Genomic DNA, 18,472 nt, shown 5'->3' with positions numbered 1-18,472 from the left:
TTACATCCTTTTAAATAATTATTCGCTTTTATGTGGATCTTGAATACGTTTAAACATCCTTTCCATATCAGCGTTAGAAAATGAAACTAATACTGGTCTACCATGAGGGCAATTAAATGGATTCTGAACTTTTGATAAATTATCAATTAAATTAATTGCTTGCTTACGATCAAGGTGATGATTAGCTTTAATTGCACGTTTACAACTCATCATAATCGCAGTTTTGGCACGAAATGATGCAACTGATATCTTTTTATTTTCAATAACCCAATCAATCATTGATCGAATTGTTTCTTCTTCATCAGAACCCTTAATCCAAGTTGGATGTTGTTTGACCACAAAGCTATTTTTACCAAAAATTTCAATATTAATTCCAACACTGTGCAAAACATCAATTTTTTGTTTAATAATAATTGCATCTGATGCTGGATAATCAAGAACTATTGGCACTAACAGGTTTTGTTGATCATCTGAAACATCCCCAATTTCAGTTCTAAACTTTTCATAATTAATTCTTTCTTGGGCAGCATGCTGATCTAAAATGTACATTCCATTATCTGACTCAGCAATTAAATAAGTTCCATGTAATTGACCAATATAACGTAAATTAGGAAAACGGGTTACTTCAACATCATCCAAATTAGATTCATCAGAATTTAATTCAGATTTAGTTTCTCCAAATGGTAAAGCATCTGATTCATTATCATATTTTTCTTTAAAGTTAATTACTGAAGAACTACTTAAATCAGACTTATTTTTAATAATAATCGAGTTTTCTACATTACTAGCTTCAACATCTGATTTCACTGATTCGTCAATTGTGTCGTCCAAATCATAACTTTTGTTATTATCTTTAAAATTTTCAAGACTACTTATTGGATAGTGAGTCGATGCTTTATTTAAATCCATTTGAATTTGACTAGTTTCATAATGTGGTTTAACTGCTCGATCACGATTCATCGCATCTGGAATTAAATTTTGTGGAAAAATAGCATCATAAACAGTTTTAGAAATTAAATTGCATAATTGTTCTTCTTTACTGATACGCACCGTTTGTTTGGTTGGATGAACATTAACATCAATTAAAGTTGGGTCTAAATTGATATTTAAAGTGACAATTGGATAACGTCCAACCATTAATTTAGATCCGTATCCATCGGTTAATGCTTTAAAAATATTATAATTTTTCACATACCGGCCATTTAAAATAATGGTGACATAGTTTCTAGATGCCCTAGTTAATTCTGGCAAACTAATATAACCATTAATCTTAAAGTCATCATCTTGATTATTGATTTTAATAATTCGTTTTAAATTTCTAGCACCATAAATATCGCCAATTACTTGTTGGAGATTATTACGACCCGAAGTACGAATTAGTTCTCGATTATTATGAACAAGTGAAAAGGCAATATTGGGATGCCCAATTGCTAACCTATCAACAATATCAGTAATCTTAGATAATTCAGTTTGTAAGGACTTCATATATTTTAATCTTGCTGGAGTGTTATAAAATAGATCACTAACTGTGATTGATGTCCCTCTTCTAGATTCAGAAGGCATAATAGATTCAATCTTGCTTCCTCTAATATGAAGTTTAGTACCTTCATCCCCGGTAGAAGTTTTTAATTGCACATCCGAAACAGATGCAATAGAAGGCAATGCTTCACCTCGAAAACCTAATGAATGAACTTTAAATAAATCTTGAGGATTATTAATCTTACTGGTGGCGTGACGCTTAAAAGCCAATTTAATATCATCGTTTTCAATTCCGATACCATCATCAACAACTTGCATACTATTTAACCCAGCATCCTTAACGTTAATATCAATCTGCGTGCTTTTTGCATCAATAGAATTTTCTACTAATTCTTTAATTACTGAAGCAGGTCTTTCAACAACTTCACCAGCAGCAATCTGATCAGCTAAAACCGGTGTTAATTCATGAATTTTTGACAAATAATCCCCCCCATTCACTATTTTTCAATTTTTTGTTTCCACTTATAAACAGCGTTCATAATTTCCATTGGTGTTTTAGACATTAAATCCATACGCTTAATTTCATTAATAATTTTAATATCTGCAACATTTTGTTTCTTATTTTTAGGATTGTCATCATTAAATAATGATAATTGATGTTCTTCTTCATCATTTTTAGTTTCATCTTTTGCAACTGGTGAGGTCTGAATGTTCATCACTTTCTCATTATCATCATCTTTATTTTCAAGTGTTTCCAAAATATTATCTGCACGTGATAACAGCTTATCAGGTAAACCTGCTAATTTAGCAACATGAATTCCATAAGATTTATCAGCAGCACCTTTTTTGACTTTATGCAAAAATACAAGTTCACCATTTTTTTCAACAGCTCCAACATGAACATTGGTTAAATGATGTAAAGTCGTTTCTAGTTCAGTTAACTCATGATAATGAGTAGAAAATAGAGTTTTGGCATGAATATTATTATGAACATATTCAATTATTGATTGAGCTAAGGCCATTCCATCATAGGTAGCAGTTCCACGACCAATTTCATCAAATAAAATCAGGCTATTTTCAGTTGCATTTTGAATTGCCTCGTTAGATTCTTTCATTTCCACCATGAATGTACTTTCACCAGAAATTAAATCATCAGCTGCACCAATTCTAGTGAATATTTTATCAAAAATTGGCATTTGAGCTGATTTAGCAGCAACAAAGCATCCTATCTGAGTCATGATAACTGCTAATGCTAATTGACGCATATAAGTACTTTTACCAGACATATTAGGACCTGTAATTAATAATACATTAGTATCAGGATCCATTTTTACGTTATTTGGCACATATGATTGATGCCCCATAACTTTCTCAACTACTGGATGTCTGCCATCAATAATTTCTAAATCATGATTATCATTTAAAGAGGGCTTAACTAAACGATAATTTTCAGATATAACTGCAAAACTTTGTAACACATCAAGGGTTGATACTGCAGTTGCTAGTTTTTGTAATCTTTTAATTGATTTTTTTACGTTTTCACGTACTTTACTAAATATCGCATATTCTAATGTTTTAGATTTTTCTTGCGCTTCAATAATTAATTTTTCTTTTTCTTTTAATTCTGGTGTAGAAAATCTTTCAGCATTAGTTAAAGTTTGTTTTCTCTCATAACGATCATCTGGTAACTTATTTAAATTAGCCTTAGAAACTTCAATATAATAGCCAAAAACATGGTTATATCCAATTTTAAGGTTACTGATACCTGTTGCATTGCGCTCTTTATTTTCAAGCTCAGCTATCCATTTTTTACCATTATTCATTGCATCACGATAATCATCTAAAGTTTTATTATATCCATCTTTAATCAAATCACCATCAGTAACTGAAATTGGTGGTTCATCAATAATAGAATCATTAATCATTTGTGCAACATCTTCCACTGGATCTAAGGCATCATAAATATCATTAAAAGAATTAGCGTCCATTGATGCTATTTCATACCTTAACTTAGGAATTTGTTCCAAAGAAGACTGTAATTGAATCAAGTCACGACCATTCACAGAACCAAAAGACACTTTTCCAGCTAATCTTTCTAAATCATAAACTTTAACCAAAATATCACTAATTTCATTACGTTCATAATAATGATCTAGTAATTCTTGAACCGCATTTTGACGTTGAATAATTTGCTTTTTAACTATTAATGGACGATCTAACCACGTTTTTAATTTACGACCACCCATTGCAGTTTTAGTTTCATCTAAAAGCCACAATAAACTACCTGATTTTTTATTGGTACGAATATTTTTATTCAACTCTAAATTATACTGTGAATTATGGTCTAATTTTAAAAATTCAGTAGGACGATAAGATTCAGCCGACTTCATATGAGATAAACTACGCTTTTGAGTTTTGATAATATAAGTGATTAAAAGTTCAGCTGTCTTTTTTTCTAAACTATTAATCAAATTACTGGTTAAATTATTCATATCATCTTCAATATTAATATCAAATTGATATGACACTAAAATTCCTAATTTATTAAAAGTATTAATATCATCTTCTGAAACATTATCATCAACAATAATTTCTTTAGTTTGTAAACTCATAACTTCATTAATTAAAGTATCAACATTACTTAAAACACTCGTTTTTAATTCCCCAGTAGACAGTTCAGCATAAGCAAAACCATATTTTTTACTATCTTTGTCATACTCTAAAGCAGTTAAATAATTATTATTTTTGGCATTTTCAGCACCAGTTTCAGTTTTTGTTCCAGGAGTTAATAATTGTGTAACTGCTCGTTTAACCATTCCCTTGGCAACGCTTGGATCTTCCATTTGTTCACAAATAGCTACTTTATAACCCTTATCTACTAAAGTATTGATGTAAGATTCAACTGCTTTATGAGGAATTCCACACATTGGTATTGGATTACTAGAATTTTTATTTCTAGCTGTTAATGTCAATTCCAATATTTGTGCTCCTTTTACTGCATCATCATTAAACATTTCATAAAAGTCACCTAAACGATAAAATAAAAAAGCATCTTTATATTGATCTTTAACTTTTTGATATTGTTCCATCATTGGTGTTAATTTCGCCGATTTTACCATTAGATACCTTCCTTACTAAAAATCCTATCCTTGATAAGGATGATCTGGACTAATTAATATTTTCTTTATAGATTTAGCCTTCATACTATGATTATCAATATCAATAATACAACCAGAAACAATTCCACCGCCGTTTTCTTCGACTTCAAATCTAGTGGGACGTTGTGTTAAAAAGCGATGGATAATATTTTCATATTTCATCCCTAAAACACCATCTGTGGGTCCACACATACCTGCATCAGTCATAAAGGCAGTTCCATTTTTCAAAATACGATTATCATTAGTTTGAACATGAGTATGAGTACCTACCATTGCACTAATTCTTCCGTCTAAATACATAGCCATAACTTGCTTTTCGCTGGTTGTTTCAGCGTGAAAATCAACAAATATATTATCAACTTTTGAACTTAATTTATTAACTAATTCGTCAATCATTCTAAATGGATCATCAATCGGATCCATAAAAATACGTCCTTGTAAATTAATTACAGCAACTTTTTTGCCATTGACGTTAATAATAGTATAACCATTTCCTGGAACATCTTTACCCGGAAAGTTTAAAGGACGAACTAATTTTTTAGTTTCATCTATAAAATCAAATATTTCCTCATTATTCCATGCATGATTACCTAGGGTAATTACATCAGCTCCAGAATCCATAATATCTTTATAAACCTTGCGATTAATTCCACGACCAAAGGATGTAGCATTTTCTCCATTAACAATTGTTAATTGTGGTTTATAATCTCTTTTTAAGATTGGTAGATATTGTTTTATCATTTTCATTCCGATATTTCCAACAACATCACCAAGAAATAAAATTTTCATATTTATCCTCAATTCATTTATATATATGTAATTAATTTTACACCGATTTAATAAAAATAAAAAAGGCCAAATGGCCTTTTTTTATTTTGCATATTCAATTGATCTTACTTCTCTAATGATGGTTACCTTAATATGTCCTGGGTACTCCATATCAGATTCAATTTTATTCTTAATGTCTCTTGCTAAAACAATTGCTTGAGTATCAGATAGTTTATCTGGTTTAACAATTATGCGAATTTCTCGACCTGCTTGAATAGCATAGCTCTTTTTAACTTGATCGAAACTATCACCAATTTTTTCAAGACTTTCAAGACGATGAACGAAACTTTCCAAAGACTTGCTTTTAGCTCCCGGTCTAGAAATTGCAATTTTATTAGCAATACTTACTAATTCTGAAATAATATACTTAGGTTTTCTACTTTCATCATCACTGGCAATTGAATCAATAATAGCGGGACTTTCATGATATTTCTTAGCCAGATCAATTCCAATATCAATATGAGAACCTTCAGTTTCATTATTAACAGAACGACCTATTTCGTGTAATAATCCTGCGCGTTTTGCTAAAACAACGTCTTCGCCTAGTTCAGATGCTAATACACCAGATAATTTTGCGACTTCGATTGAATGACTCAATACATTTCTGCCATAGTAAATTTTGAATTGTAATTTACCAATCATTCCAATCATTTCAGGATTCATAGAATGAATTCCTAAGTCAAAGACAGTTTCTTCACCGATTTCTTGAATTTTTTCGTCAAGTTCACGACGACTTTTATCAACCATTTCCTCAATACGAGCTGGATGAATGCGACCGTCTTTAATTAATTTTTCCAATGCCATTTTAGCAACTTCACGTCTAATTGGATCAAATCCACTCAATACAACAGCTTCTGGAGTATCATCAATGACTAAATCAATCCCAGTGAGGGTTTCAAATGTACGAATATTGCGACCTTCTCTACCGATAATACGACCTTTCATATCATCACTTGGTAAAGTAACCACTGAAACAGTAGTTTCGGAAACAATATCAGCAGCACTTTGTTGTATTGCTTCAATCACAAGATTCTTAGCGTTATTACTTGATTCTTTTTGGGCTTCGTTATAACTATCTTTAACCATTTTAGCCCTTTCATCTGCTAATTGATCACTAGTTTCTTTAATAATCAAGTCCTTAGCTTCGTCTTGAGAAAGTGCGGATATTTTTTCCAATTCAGTTTGACGTTGTTCAACCAATCTATCGGCTTCCTGCTGTTTTTGTTCCAACTTCTTTTGATTAGCGTTAAGTTTTTCATCTCTTCTATTAAGAGAATCTTCCCTTTTGTCGAAAGCATCATCTTTTCTATCTAAAGCATCTTCTCGTTGAATTAAACGATTTTCTTGTCTCTGTACTTCTAGACGTCTTTGTTTAATTTCTTTTTCAATATTAGAACGATACTGATTGCTCTTCTCTTTAGCTTCAAGAATTTTTTCTTTAGAAGATGTTTTTGCTTGTCGTTTAGCATTATCTAAGATGTCTTTAGCACTTTTGTGAGCAATAGCCAATTTCTTTTCAACTATGTTTTTGTGTAAAAACATACCAACAAAAGCACCTAAAACAACAGCGATGATTACGAGGATTATATCAATTAATATATAATTCATAAAATTAAGTTACACCTCCAAACCATCAAAAAATGAATTAAATTATATTTTAAGTGTAATTAAATTATTTAAGTACTACTATATTTTAAATTTTACTGATAAAAGTGTCAATATATCTACTTTAATAAACATCGATATTAAGCGAAAAAATAGAGTTATTTAGCATTATAACTAAATAACTCTATTTTTATTGATTATTTACTATCTTTTTGCTTATTATCTTCTGATTTAGTATCATCAGATTCTTCTTTTGAGTCATCTTCATCCATGCCATAAGCAACACGAACTTTTTTATTAATTTCACTCATTTTATCAGGATTATCGACCAAGTATTGCTTAGCATTTTCTCTACCTTGTCCGATACGTTCATCACCATATGAATACCAAGAACCAGACTTATTAATAATATCTTGATCAACAGCCATGTCTACCAATTCACCGGTTTGAGAAATACCTTTACCATACATAATATCAACTTCAACACGTTTAAATGGAGGAGCTACCTTATTTTTAGCAACTTTAATCTTGGTACGATTACCTATAACATCAGTACCATTCTTAATTTGTTCTGCTCTTCTAATGTCTAATCGAATAGTTGAATAGAATTTTAGAGCACGTCCACCAGGAGTAGTTTCAGGATTACCAAACATAACTCCAACTTTTTCTCTAATTTGATTAATAAATAGAGCAATAGTTTTAGTCTTATTAATAGATCCAGATAATTTTCTAAGGGCTTGTGACATTAAACGAGCTTGTAGTCCAACATGGGCATCACCCATTTCACCTTCAATTTCTGCACGTGGTACTAATGCAGCAACAGAATCAACTACTACTATATCAACGGCACCACTAGAAACTAAAGCATCACAAATTTGAAGTCCTTGTTCACCAGTATCAGGTTGTGATAATAATAAATCATCAATATTAACACCTAAATTATTAGCATAAACTGGATCTAGAGCGTTTTCAGCATCAATATATGCTGCAGTCCCGCCTTGTTTTTGAACTTCAGCGACTGCTTGTAATGCAAGTGTTGTTTTACCGGAACTTTCTGGGCCATAAATTTCCACAATTCTTCCACGAGGGAATCCACCCACTCCAAGTGCATTATCTAATGCAAGTGAACCAGTTGGAATTGTTGAAATTCTAGTGTCTCCACGATCTCCCATTCTCATAATGGATCCTTTACCGAATTCTTTTTCAATTCGTTTTAAAGCACCATCTAGAGCGGCTTTACGTTCATCAGCCATTCAATGACCTCCTTAAAAAATACTTCATTCCTAAATATTCAATATTTATACTATACTAATCTATACTAAAAAAAGCAAGTAAAAAAGGAACAAATGTTCGCACTATTTATTATACTCATCTGCAATTATTTTCAGGGCAGCATTCACAGATTTAACCCTTACATCATTACGATTTCCATCAAAGTGAAACTCTTGAGCATAAGGTAATTGGTCTAAAAAATCTATTCCTATAAAAACGGTTCCCGCAGGATTATTTTCTAAGGAATCAGGACCTGCTACCCCTGTGAAAGAAACTCCAATGTTAGTATGCATTTTTGTCTTAGATTGCTTAGCCATCCAAATTGCAGTTTTATCAGACACAACTCCATTTTTATTAATAACATCGTTTGGAATATCTAATAATAACTCTTTGGCAGAATTAGAATAAGTAACAAATCCACCAGGAAAAATGGCAGATACTCCTGATACGTTTCCTAAAATGGATTGAAACATGCCTGCAGTTAAACTTTCGGCGGCTGTAATCGATATATTATCTTTAATAAGACTTTTAATGATTGAATAATCAATATTCATTATTATTTCGACCTTTCAATATTAAATACGTAAAAAACTATACTTATTTAAAAAGAATCAGAAAATAAATCTTTGCTTCTTACAAAATATTCAATTCCTGAATAAACTGTAAAGAATAAACAAATATACAGTATAATTGTTCCTAATCCAATATTAAATGGTAATGTAATGAAATCGTTCATTAGTAACAAGATAATTGAAATCATTTGACTTGCAGTCTTAATTTTTCCAGGCCAGGCTGCAGCAATCACTTCACCATCATTTTCAACGGCTATTAATCTTAGTCCAGTAACTGCTAATTCACGGCATACAATGATTGCAGCTACCCATGAGGGAACCAAACCATATGATACCAAAATAATGAATGCAGACATTACAATCATTTTATCAGCTAATGGATCAGCAAACTTTCCAAAATTAGTAACTAGCCTTTGTCTACGAGCAATTTGCCCATCTAAAAAATCAGTGATACATGCTAACGCAAATATAATAGCACCAACAATTCTAACGATAGGAACCGTTGTACCAAATAAAATAGTAGTTCCTAAATTCAAAGGAAATGCCAATAATAAAATAAAAATGGGAATCATAATAATTCTAATCAATGTTAATTTATTAGGTAAATTCAAAATATAATACTCCTTTTTTGATATTTCAGATTAAAAAAAGGGCTATTAAGCCCCATTTTTTATTTAAATTTTATATTTAAAACAGTAGTCATAGGCACACTCTTATCAAGATTTAACAACTTATTGTTAATTAAAATCTTAGTTGATGGCACATTTCCTAATGACATAGAAACATCTTTAGTTCCACTAGGTAATTTAACAGATTTCTTATTACCAGATTCTTGTGAACCTGAAAATAGTGACTTACCATTAGTTGAAATAGATGACCAAGCACGATTACTTGCATCTAATGTAATAGTATTTTCCTTACTACCACTAACTTCATATTCAGTTGCATTAACCTTTTTAATAGAGGTTTTATTGATATTTTTCTTAGGAGCAGACTTTTTGTCTTGTTTTTTATTATTATCAGTATTTGATGATTCAGATTTTTCAGAAGAACCACTAACTGAAACAGAACTATTGTTACTATTAATATTTGTATCTGAAGATTTATTGGTTTTAGCAACAACTCCCCAAATAACAAAAATAACAATTAATACAACAATAACAACGCCAACAATTGGAACGAATTTTCTAAAAGAATTAATTTTTTCTTCTTTATTTTGACGCTCAGATCGTTTTGATAAAGTATCTTCTGATACTTTTTGACTATATTCTTCGGTTTGAGTATCAGGTAAGCTATCATCATGTTCATTGAGCAGTTCCATTCCATCGATACCTACAGTATCTGCATACTGTTTAATGAAAGCTCTAACATAAAAATCACCTGGTAGTTCTGAAAAATCTTCATTTTCAATTGCTTCCAAATAGTGAGCCTGAATTTTGGTAATCTTTTGTACATCTTCTAATGACATACCTTTTGCAACACGTGCATCATGTAGTGATTTACCGATTTCTACTTCTTTATTTTCGTCTTTTGCCATAGAAATTACTCCACTTAAATATATTTTTCATAATTTTAGTATATCATAACATAATGAAAATTTAGGAATTAAAATAATTATTTATTAGAATATGGAATAATTATATTAGAAATAATATTATCGCCTAATAACAACTTAGCACCATATTCCTTTAGATCATTGATAGTAATATCATTAATTAGCCTAATTTCATCATATAAATTTATAAAATTATTATCACTATCCCCTAAATTGTTAGCTGTAGCTTCAATAGAATTCATAATCAAAATGTGTTGACCAATTTCTTCACGTTTAATTAACTCTAAATCATCAGTATAATTATCTAAATTATTAATTGCGTTCATCAAAATATCTTTGATGTTATTTATAAATTCTTTTGGATATTCAGTATCTCCAGCAATAATGGAAAAATTAAAGTTTCTATTGCAATCAAAATCAAATCCAAAGGAGTCATCAATAATGCCATGATTATACAAATAAGCATAATTATCAGAATCCTCAGAAAATAATATTTCTAATAGTAATGAAATTGAAAGCTCATACTTAATATTTTTGCCTAATGCTGAATCTCCCTTAATTCCAACAGCAACTTTAGAGTTAAAAACATCCATTTGTCTTCGATTCAAATCATTAATTTTTTTAGAAGGAGCTTGAATCCTTTTAATATCTTTCGCAGGTAAAAAAGTCTTGTTATCTTGATTTTCTTTAATGATTTTAATTACTTCATCAGGATCAACATTTCCAACAACGTTTAATTGCATATTAGCTGGCTGATAAAAAGTCTTGTGAGCAGTATATAAATCATCAGTAGTGATTTTATTAATAGACTCTACAGTTCCAGCAATGTCAACATTAAGATGACTATCAGGATACATATTTTGAATTGTATTGAAATATAATGCAGCATTAGGATCATTGTTATACATCTTGATTTCTTGAGCGATAATTCCTTTTTCTTTATTAACTTTTTTTTCATTAAAATAAGGAATTTGAACGAAATCAAGTAAAGTATTCAAATTTTCATTAACATAGTTAGTACAAGAAAATAAATAACTAGTACGATTAAAGCTAGTAAATGCATTAGAACTAGCCCCATACTTGGAAAAAACATCCATTGCATCATAGCCGTCTTTATCAAACATTTTATGCTCTAAAAAATGTGCAATTCCAGCCGGCATCTCTTTTTTTTCATTATCATAACTAATAAAAGTATTATCAATTGAACCATATTTTATAGTTAAAGAAGCATAGGTTTTCTGAAAACCTTTTTTCGGTTCAATAACCACTGTTAGACCATTTTCTAATTGTTCTTTATAAACAGTTTCATTATATTGAGGATATTTAAGTTTTATCATTTTTATTTATTATCTCCCTTCAATAAAAAAACAGTTTGTAACTGAACTTTTTTAGCAACATTCGCAATTTGATCAACATTAATTGATTCAATATTTTTACGCCATTTTTCAAAATTCCATTTTTTATTTAATAACGAATTAACAAATGATTGTTCTAAACTTTGTCTAGGATTATCCAAAATAGATCTTTTAGCAGTAATCATCTCAGATTTAATACTGTTTAAAATATCAAGATTGATATCTTTATTTTGAATAGAAACCAATTGTTCATTGATAATAGACTGCACTTTTTCAGCATTATTGGCATCAATTCCGGAGTTCACCATAATGACTCCATTCAAAGAATTAAACATACTATTTGCATAATATGCCATACTATATTTTTCTCTAACATTTTTAAATAATTTGGATTGAGCACTACCACCAAAAATAGCATTAAACAGCAATGCTGCAAAAAAATCATTAGAATCATAATAAATAGGCAAATTATATGCCATATTAAGATTACTTTGTGTAGCATTTGTATTTTCAGTAATGTATTCAATTGCATTCTCATTATGCTTAAAACAATCTATTTTATAAATTTCATCACGATCAGATAAATTAATTTCATTAATATATGAAATTAATTTATCATCATCAAATTTACCTAGCGCAGAAATTCTAATGTTATTATCTTTTATAACATCTTGGTAGTATTTATATTCGTCAGAAGAATTAATTTTATCGTATTGATCAACATCCCCAAATAAAAATTTACCTCGATTAATATCATCTTGATAATAAGATTTCTTAAGCTTAATTGATGCATAATATTGTTTATCATCAGCAACTGAAGAAATATATTTTTGCATATTTGATTTTTGTAAATTAAAGGTGTCATTATCAAAAGCATTATTAGATATTAATGGGTGCATCAAAATTGAATTTAAAAACTGAATAGCATCTTTTAACAATGATGAAGGATTCCCCGGAATAAATTCAGGATTAGGGATACTTAAATTTATTCTAATAACCGATAAGTTTCCATATCTCAATAAATTAGTACCAAAACTAGCCCCGTACATTTTAGATAATTGACGAGCCAGTTTAGTTTGTGTTGGATAATCTGCATTGTTAGTTTCAAAAATTTCTGCCAATAATGCCCTTTTTTCAAAATTATTGATATTCAAAGGTTCGATTAAATCACAAGTAATTGTGATTGTTTTAAATTTATCATCATGAATAGTATTCAAACTAACTCCATTTGAAATATATTTTTGCAATATTTAACCTTCCTTTTGTTGTGATTGTTTTTCTAAGTTTAATAATGGGGATTTATATTTCTCACCAAACCATTTATGACAAATTTTTTTCAATTCACCAGTCTTGGCTAGTTCACTAAGACCAGCATTGATTTTATTCTTCATTGTTTTATCGCCCTTACGCAATCCAACAGAAAATTCTTCATTGGGGAATTTACCCGTTGATACTTTATACATTGATGGATCAGATTGATGAGCAATATAGTAATTAGCATAGTTACTATCTATTAATAAACCATCAATTCTGCCATGAGTTAGATCAATAAAAGCATTAGTAAATGAGTTATATAAAATTGGATAATTATTTTTAATTTTATCTTTTAAAACTTTAGGATTATTATTTATATCATTTAATCCAGAAGATCCACTTTGAGCACCTAATATTTTATTATGCATATCATTGAAATTATTAATATGTGAAGACTTTAAAGTAACTAGTTCTTGCTCATTGGATAAGTATGGTTTAGTAAATGCAACATTTTTCTTTCTTTCTGGAGTTGCAGAAAATCCATTCCAAATTAAATCAATAGTTCCATTGCGCAATTCAGTAACATTCATTGACCAATCAATTTGTTGAAAGATTGGTTTAATATCATATTTTTTGAAAACTGCTTTAGCTAAATCAACGTCAAAGCCTGTAATTTGACCATTTTTATTTTCATATCCCATTGGTACAAAGGTCACATCAAGTCCAATTGTAACTTTCTTATCTTTTTTTATTTTACTCCAATTATCTTGCGTATTGGCTCTTTGCGTTAAAGAATGACATCCAGTTAGAGTCATCACACATAAAAAAGATAACAGCAATATTAGAATGCTATAAACTTTCTTGTTCATAAGTCATTCACCTCTTAAATTGGTTTTACTTCTTTTATTTTGTCAGAAATTTGATTAGCAAATTGGATATCATGAGTTACAACTAACTGTGTAATGTTTTTATTTTTTAAGTTCAAAATAATATTTCCAACTTCCTCACTTAATTTGGGATCCAAGGCAGAAGTTGGTTCATCGTAACAAATAATTTTAGGATGCATAGCTAAAGTTCTAACAATTGCTACACGTTGCTTTTGCCCTCCAGATAATTGATATGGATATAATTCTTCTTTACCACTTAAATTTAATTGATTAATTAATTTTTGAGCTTCATTTTCTGCTTCTTCTTTTGATTTCTTTAAAACTAATTGAGGAGCTAAAGTTATATTATCAATAACCGTTAAATTAGGAAATAATCCATAGTCTTGGAAAACAACTCCTATCAAAGATTCAGAACTATCACTAGGATCAAACTTCTTACCATCAATGTAAAAATCACCTGAATCAAATGATTCTAATCCTGTGATACATCTTAATAGTGTAGTTTTACCTGCTCCTGAAGGTCCCACTATTCCAAGAATTTCGTTGCTATCTACAGACAAATTCATGTTTTTAATTATTTGTTTATTTTGAAAACTTTTATTTAGATTTTCTATTTTAAACATTAAAATCGCCTCCTATTTCCAGTAATTAAAACGTTTTTCTAATTTTCGTAAAATTAAAGTTAATAATGCCGTTAAAATTAAATAAAACACTGCTACTAAAATCAATGGTAATAAAGTGACATCTCTCGCAGTAGCGATATTACCGGCTTGCAATAAATCACCAATTCCAATTACATATACTAAGGAAGAATCCTTAACTAAATTAATAACTTCATTTCCAATTGATGGTAAAACGATTTTAAAAACTTGTGGAATAATAATTTTTCGTAGTGTTTGCCAGTTAGATAAACGTAACATTTTGGCACTCTCAAATTGATTTTGAGGGATTGATTGGAAACCACCACGAAATATTTCAGCAAAATATGCGGCATAATTTAGAGAAAACGCAATTAATGCTGCTTCAAAACGTGGAAAAACAATTCCTATGATGGGTAAACCATAAAAGATAAAAATCAATTGCAATAATAAAGGTGTCCCCCTCATTATCCATACATAAAATTCGAAAATAGATTTTATAAAACTTTTACCTGTTAAAGCTAATGAAACTAAAATTCCCAATGGAATTGAAATTAATAAAGTTAACCCAAATATTTCTAAGGTTGTTAATACTCCAGAAAATAATGATGGTAGTATTTCAAATATATAATGCATTTAATATCGACCTCCTTAAATAAAAAAACGTCCTTTTAGTTAATTCACTAAAAGGACGTTCAAACGCGGTTCCACCTAATTTTCTACTTTACTCGCATAAAGTAGCTTGTTGAGTATAAAACTCAAAAGATAACGGATTAAAACCGGTCTATTCTTAATAACTTCAGAATAACAATTTACAGACGTGAAACGTTAATAATAATTGTCTAATTTCACCAAAAATAGACTCTCTATAAATTATCATTTAACGTGCTTCTGATCATAATTTTTTTAATTTATAAAAATAAGAATAACTTAATTTAATGATTAAATCAAATTTAATTTATTTTTTATGACTAAATAGATGGGTCAGTTTGCTCCAAAAGCCATCTTTTTTAGCTGAATTATGAATGTTCATAAGAGGAACTGTTTCTCCTTCTAATCTTCTTGCAACATTGCGATAGCCCTGTGCAGTTGGATTTTCTGGATCCATAACAATAGATTTACCAATATTAGAAGTACTGATAACTTTATCATCATCAATAATCACACCCAATAAATCGATGCCTAAATGAGTAGTTATTTCATCAACATCCATATAACTATCATCTTGCATCAAAGAGGTTCTAATTCTGTTTATAATTAATTTAGGTGATTCTTTTAATGGATGTTGTTCTAACAAACCAATAACACGATCAGCATCTCTAACGGCAGATATTTCAGGAGTTGTTACCACAATTGCTCCATCAGCTCCAGAAACAGCATTAATAAATCCTTGTTCAATTCCTGCAGGGCAATCGATGAACACGTAATCAAAGTCAGGTTTCAACTCATCAACAATATCTTTAACTTGTTCTTGATTGACAGCATTTTTATCAGTATTTTGTGCAGCTGGTAAAAGATATAACAAATCATCAAATCTTTTGTCTTTTACTAATGCTTGAACTAATTTAGCTCTTCCATCAGCAACATCAACAATATCGTACATAACTCGGTTGTCTAGACCTAAAACAACATCTAAGTTTCTTAAACCAATATCTAAATCAATTAAACAAACCCTTTTACCCATCATTGCTAAAGCAATTCCAATATTAGCACTAGAGGTAGTTTTACCAACTCCACCTTTTCCTGATGTAATTACAATGGCCTTTCCCATTAAATAATACCTCCAATCCGATTAAAAAATTTTGGATTAATTTCTTTTAAATCATTAATTTTACCATAACTCAATAGATGTAAATCATTAACATAAACAACCGTATTTTCTTCATCATCAATTGGGTTATCTGAAACAATATCATATTGCTCACCAACTCTAACTTGTTGAGCGTTATGTAAATTACCAATAATTAATTTATCTTCATTATCAGGATATCCTGCCTGAATAATTCCCTTAACATTACCCATATTATAAATGTTGCCTGATGCAAATAGTTTACCACCTTCATGAACAGTTCCAAAAAATAATACATCTCCATCGACATTTACCTCTTGCCCATTTCGGATAGTTTTGCTCATTGGTTCAATATACTTTTGCTTAAATTTAGCCTTTGCATCTTCTTTAGTTAAAACATTGGAAATAAAATGTCCAACCGATAAACCATGATAACTATTTATATTATCTATTATAATATTTTTTTGCTCTTGAGAAAATAAACGATTACCAATACGAATATTTAATTTAATATTTTCTGATTTTTTTAAATTATTTTCGCTCAATCTATTTAACATATTCTTTAAGTCTATATTAATTTGTTCTAAGCTTGAAGATTCATCTAAAATTACTTCATAACCAGATTGAGTTCCCTTTAACACAGCCGATTGCATTAATCAATTGCTCCTCTTTCAATATTTTTAATCTAAGCGTTCAAATAAAATTTGACATGGAATATATAAAATAATTAAAAATATAATATTAATTATTAGCGTAGGTCCCAAGACATGAACTAAGAAAAAGCTGTCTGACATACTAGTTAAATTTTGTAATTTATTTGCAAAAAAAGATAACAAATAGATTATTGATAAATCAACAAAATAAATCAAAATTGCACTAAAAATATCGACAGAAAGTAATTTATATAATTTTTTACCTATATATATTGCTAGCGGAAATATAAATAAATATACACCTATAATACCAGTATAATACATATCAAATATCAATCCAGCTAGTGCCGCCCACAATTCAATTCTAATATTAATTCTTTGTATGAAAAACATAGCAAAAAATAACCATAAGAATGTTAGTTGAGGAATAAAGTAGTAATTACTAAATAATGAATGACTGAATACTAAGGAAATTGATCCATCAAAAAATAATGCAATAAATATTCCAATTGGTAGAATATATTTTAAAGGAGAGTGACTTAGCATATTTATATCCTCCCTATTCTTTCTTAGCAGCTACAGTGACAACTTCTAAGTCATTCATACTAGCTGGAGTTTTAATATAAACTTTAGATGAAGTTCCATAATCATCAGTAGTATTCTTAGCTACTGATCCGACATAAAGTCCCTTAGGTGTAATGCCTCCAAGACCATTAGTAGAAACTTTATCACCCTTTTTAAGTTTAATTTCAGTATTCAAGTGTCCCATTATTAGTTCGCCAGTATTTCTATCAAAACCATTGATTAAACCATTAACAGTTTTACCATCTTTATTGGTAATTGCTACTGAGAACTTATTACTAGAATCAGAATTATCTGAAATTAATTCAACTTTACTATTAGTAGTGTTAACTTCTGAAACTCTTCCAATTAATCCATTACCGCCTAATACTGGCATGTTTTTTTGTACGCCAGCACTACTACCTTTGTTAATAATAAATTGGCTCTGCCAAGCAGAAGGTGTTCTAGATAATACATTTGAAGTAATTGCTTGATAATCAGTTAAACTAGCGTTCATTTTTAGTTGTCTTTTTAACTGTGCATTTTCTTGTTGTAATGCTTGATCTTTAACTTTAGTTGAAACTACAGTTGATACTTGAGATTTTAATTGTTGATTTTCTTTATAAGTATTAATTAAGTTATTAATATTTTCTGATCCATGACGCACAGTATTCACTGGAAAAGCAACAACTGTACTTGTAATACCAACAATATCGTTCCCAAATCGTTGAATAAAGGGAGGCATTGAACGATTGTTTCTAGTGCTAACTGATAAAGTCATAAATCCAAGCGCTAAAACAATGCAAACAATTATAATTACCCATTTACGATTGGAGAAAAACTTATGCATCTTTAATTCCTCCGGA

17 protein-coding genes and 1 other annotated feature are annotated in these 18,472 nt (G+C 29.7%); all 17 genes read right to left on the bottom strand.

Annotated features, from left to right (window positions below):
* Window positions 1-18 precede the first annotated feature (18 nt).
* The 17 genes from mutL to mreC all read right to left on the bottom strand — a co-directional run bounded on the left by mutL (window position 19) and on the right by mreC (window position 18,456).
* Window positions 19-1,959 carry a DNA mismatch repair endonuclease MutL gene (gene mutL, locus DY123_RS05580; protein WP_140924348.1) on the bottom strand — a complete coding sequence of 647 codons (1,941 nt, stop codon included), beginning with the start codon at window positions 1,957-1,959 and terminating at the stop codon, window positions 19-21.
* A 17-nt stretch (window positions 1,960-1,976) separates the two neighbouring features.
* A complete protein-coding gene (gene mutS, locus DY123_RS05575; RefSeq protein ID WP_140924346.1) occupies window positions 1,977-4,598 on the bottom strand; it encodes a DNA mismatch repair protein MutS in 2,622 nt (873 codons plus the stop codon).
* Between the two features lie 24 nt (window positions 4,599-4,622).
* Window positions 4,623-5,426 (bottom strand): TIGR00282 family metallophosphoesterase, encoded by an 804-nt coding sequence (locus DY123_RS05570; protein WP_108982330.1) that lies wholly within the window; start codon window positions 5,424-5,426, stop codon window positions 4,623-4,625.
* An 81-nt stretch (window positions 5,427-5,507) separates the two neighbouring features.
* Window positions 5,508-7,073, bottom strand: coding sequence for a ribonuclease Y (gene rny, locus DY123_RS05565; protein WP_105964826.1), 1,566 nt, complete (start codon window positions 7,071-7,073; stop codon window positions 5,508-5,510).
* A gap of 194 nt (window positions 7,074-7,267) precedes the next feature.
* Window positions 7,268-8,323, bottom strand: a complete 1,056-nt coding sequence (recA, locus tag DY123_RS05560) for a recombinase RecA (RefSeq protein WP_108982332.1) — start codon at window positions 8,321-8,323, stop codon at window positions 7,268-7,270.
* Between the two features lie 102 nt (window positions 8,324-8,425).
* Window positions 8,426-8,896: a nicotinamide-nucleotide amidohydrolase family protein gene (locus DY123_RS05555; protein WP_140924344.1), complete on the bottom strand. Its 471-nt coding sequence runs from the start codon at window positions 8,894-8,896 to the stop codon at window positions 8,426-8,428.
* Window positions 8,897-8,943: 47 nt separating this feature from the next.
* Window positions 8,944-9,525: a CDP-diacylglycerol--glycerol-3-phosphate 3-phosphatidyltransferase gene (pgsA, locus tag DY123_RS05550; RefSeq protein WP_140924342.1), complete on the bottom strand. Its 582-nt coding sequence runs from the start codon at window positions 9,523-9,525 to the stop codon at window positions 8,944-8,946.
* 59 nt (window positions 9,526-9,584) lie between these two features.
* On the bottom strand, window positions 9,585-10,451 hold the full coding sequence (locus DY123_RS05545; protein WP_140924340.1) for a helix-turn-helix domain-containing protein: 867 nt from the start codon (window positions 10,449-10,451) through the stop codon (window positions 9,585-9,587).
* Window positions 10,452-10,528: 77 nt separating this feature from the next.
* The gene (yfmH, locus tag DY123_RS05540) at window positions 10,529-11,806 is read right to left on the bottom strand and encodes an EF-P 5-aminopentanol modification-associated protein YfmH (RefSeq protein WP_140924338.1); all 1,278 of its coding nucleotides are present in this window, start codon (window positions 11,804-11,806) and stop codon (window positions 10,529-10,531) included.
* A gap of 2 nt (window positions 11,807-11,808) precedes the next feature.
* Window positions 11,809-13,071 carry an EF-P 5-aminopentanol modification-associated protein YfmF gene (yfmF, locus tag DY123_RS05535; RefSeq protein WP_140924337.1) on the bottom strand — a complete coding sequence of 421 codons (1,263 nt, stop codon included), beginning with the start codon at window positions 13,069-13,071 and terminating at the stop codon, window positions 11,809-11,811.
* A 3-nt stretch (window positions 13,072-13,074) separates the two neighbouring features.
* Window positions 13,075-13,947: an amino acid ABC transporter substrate-binding protein gene (locus tag DY123_RS05530; RefSeq protein WP_140924335.1), complete on the bottom strand. Its 873-nt coding sequence runs from the start codon at window positions 13,945-13,947 to the stop codon at window positions 13,075-13,077.
* 14 nt (window positions 13,948-13,961) lie between these two features.
* Window positions 13,962-14,588, bottom strand: coding sequence for an amino acid ABC transporter ATP-binding protein (locus DY123_RS05525; protein WP_140924333.1), 627 nt, complete (start codon window positions 14,586-14,588; stop codon window positions 13,962-13,964).
* A gap of 12 nt (window positions 14,589-14,600) precedes the next feature.
* The gene (locus tag DY123_RS05520) at window positions 14,601-15,239 is read right to left on the bottom strand and encodes an amino acid ABC transporter permease (RefSeq protein WP_105964835.1); all 639 of its coding nucleotides are present in this window, start codon (window positions 15,237-15,239) and stop codon (window positions 14,601-14,603) included.
* Between the two features lie 48 nt (window positions 15,240-15,287).
* Window positions 15,288-15,511: a binding site (T-box leader), on the bottom strand.
* Window positions 15,512-15,561: 50 nt separating this feature from the next.
* Window positions 15,562-16,374, bottom strand: a complete 813-nt coding sequence (minD, locus tag DY123_RS05515) for a septum site-determining protein MinD (RefSeq protein WP_140924331.1) — start codon at window positions 16,372-16,374, stop codon at window positions 15,562-15,564.
* Entirely contained in the window at window positions 16,374-17,045 is a 672-nt protein-coding gene (locus DY123_RS05510; protein WP_108982339.1) for a septum site-determining protein MinC, read from the bottom strand. The genes minD and DY123_RS05510 overlap by 1 nt, the downstream gene beginning before the upstream one ends.
* Window positions 17,046-17,072: 27 nt before the next feature.
* Window positions 17,073-17,591: a rod shape-determining protein MreD gene (gene mreD, locus DY123_RS05505; RefSeq protein WP_140924329.1), complete on the bottom strand. Its 519-nt coding sequence runs from the start codon at window positions 17,589-17,591 to the stop codon at window positions 17,073-17,075.
* 13 nt (window positions 17,592-17,604) lie between these two features.
* Window positions 17,605-18,456: a rod shape-determining protein MreC gene (mreC, locus tag DY123_RS05500; protein ID WP_105964838.1), complete on the bottom strand. Its 852-nt coding sequence runs from the start codon at window positions 18,454-18,456 to the stop codon at window positions 17,605-17,607.
* Between the last annotated feature and the right edge of the window lie 16 nt (window positions 18,457-18,472).

Source organism: Apilactobacillus micheneri (assembly GCF_006493595.1).
GTDB classification, from domain to species: Bacteria; Bacillota; Bacilli; order Lactobacillales; family Lactobacillaceae; genus Apilactobacillus; species Apilactobacillus micheneri.
Note: the sequence above shows the minus strand (reverse complement) of the source record. Positions and strands in the feature narration are given on the sequence as shown.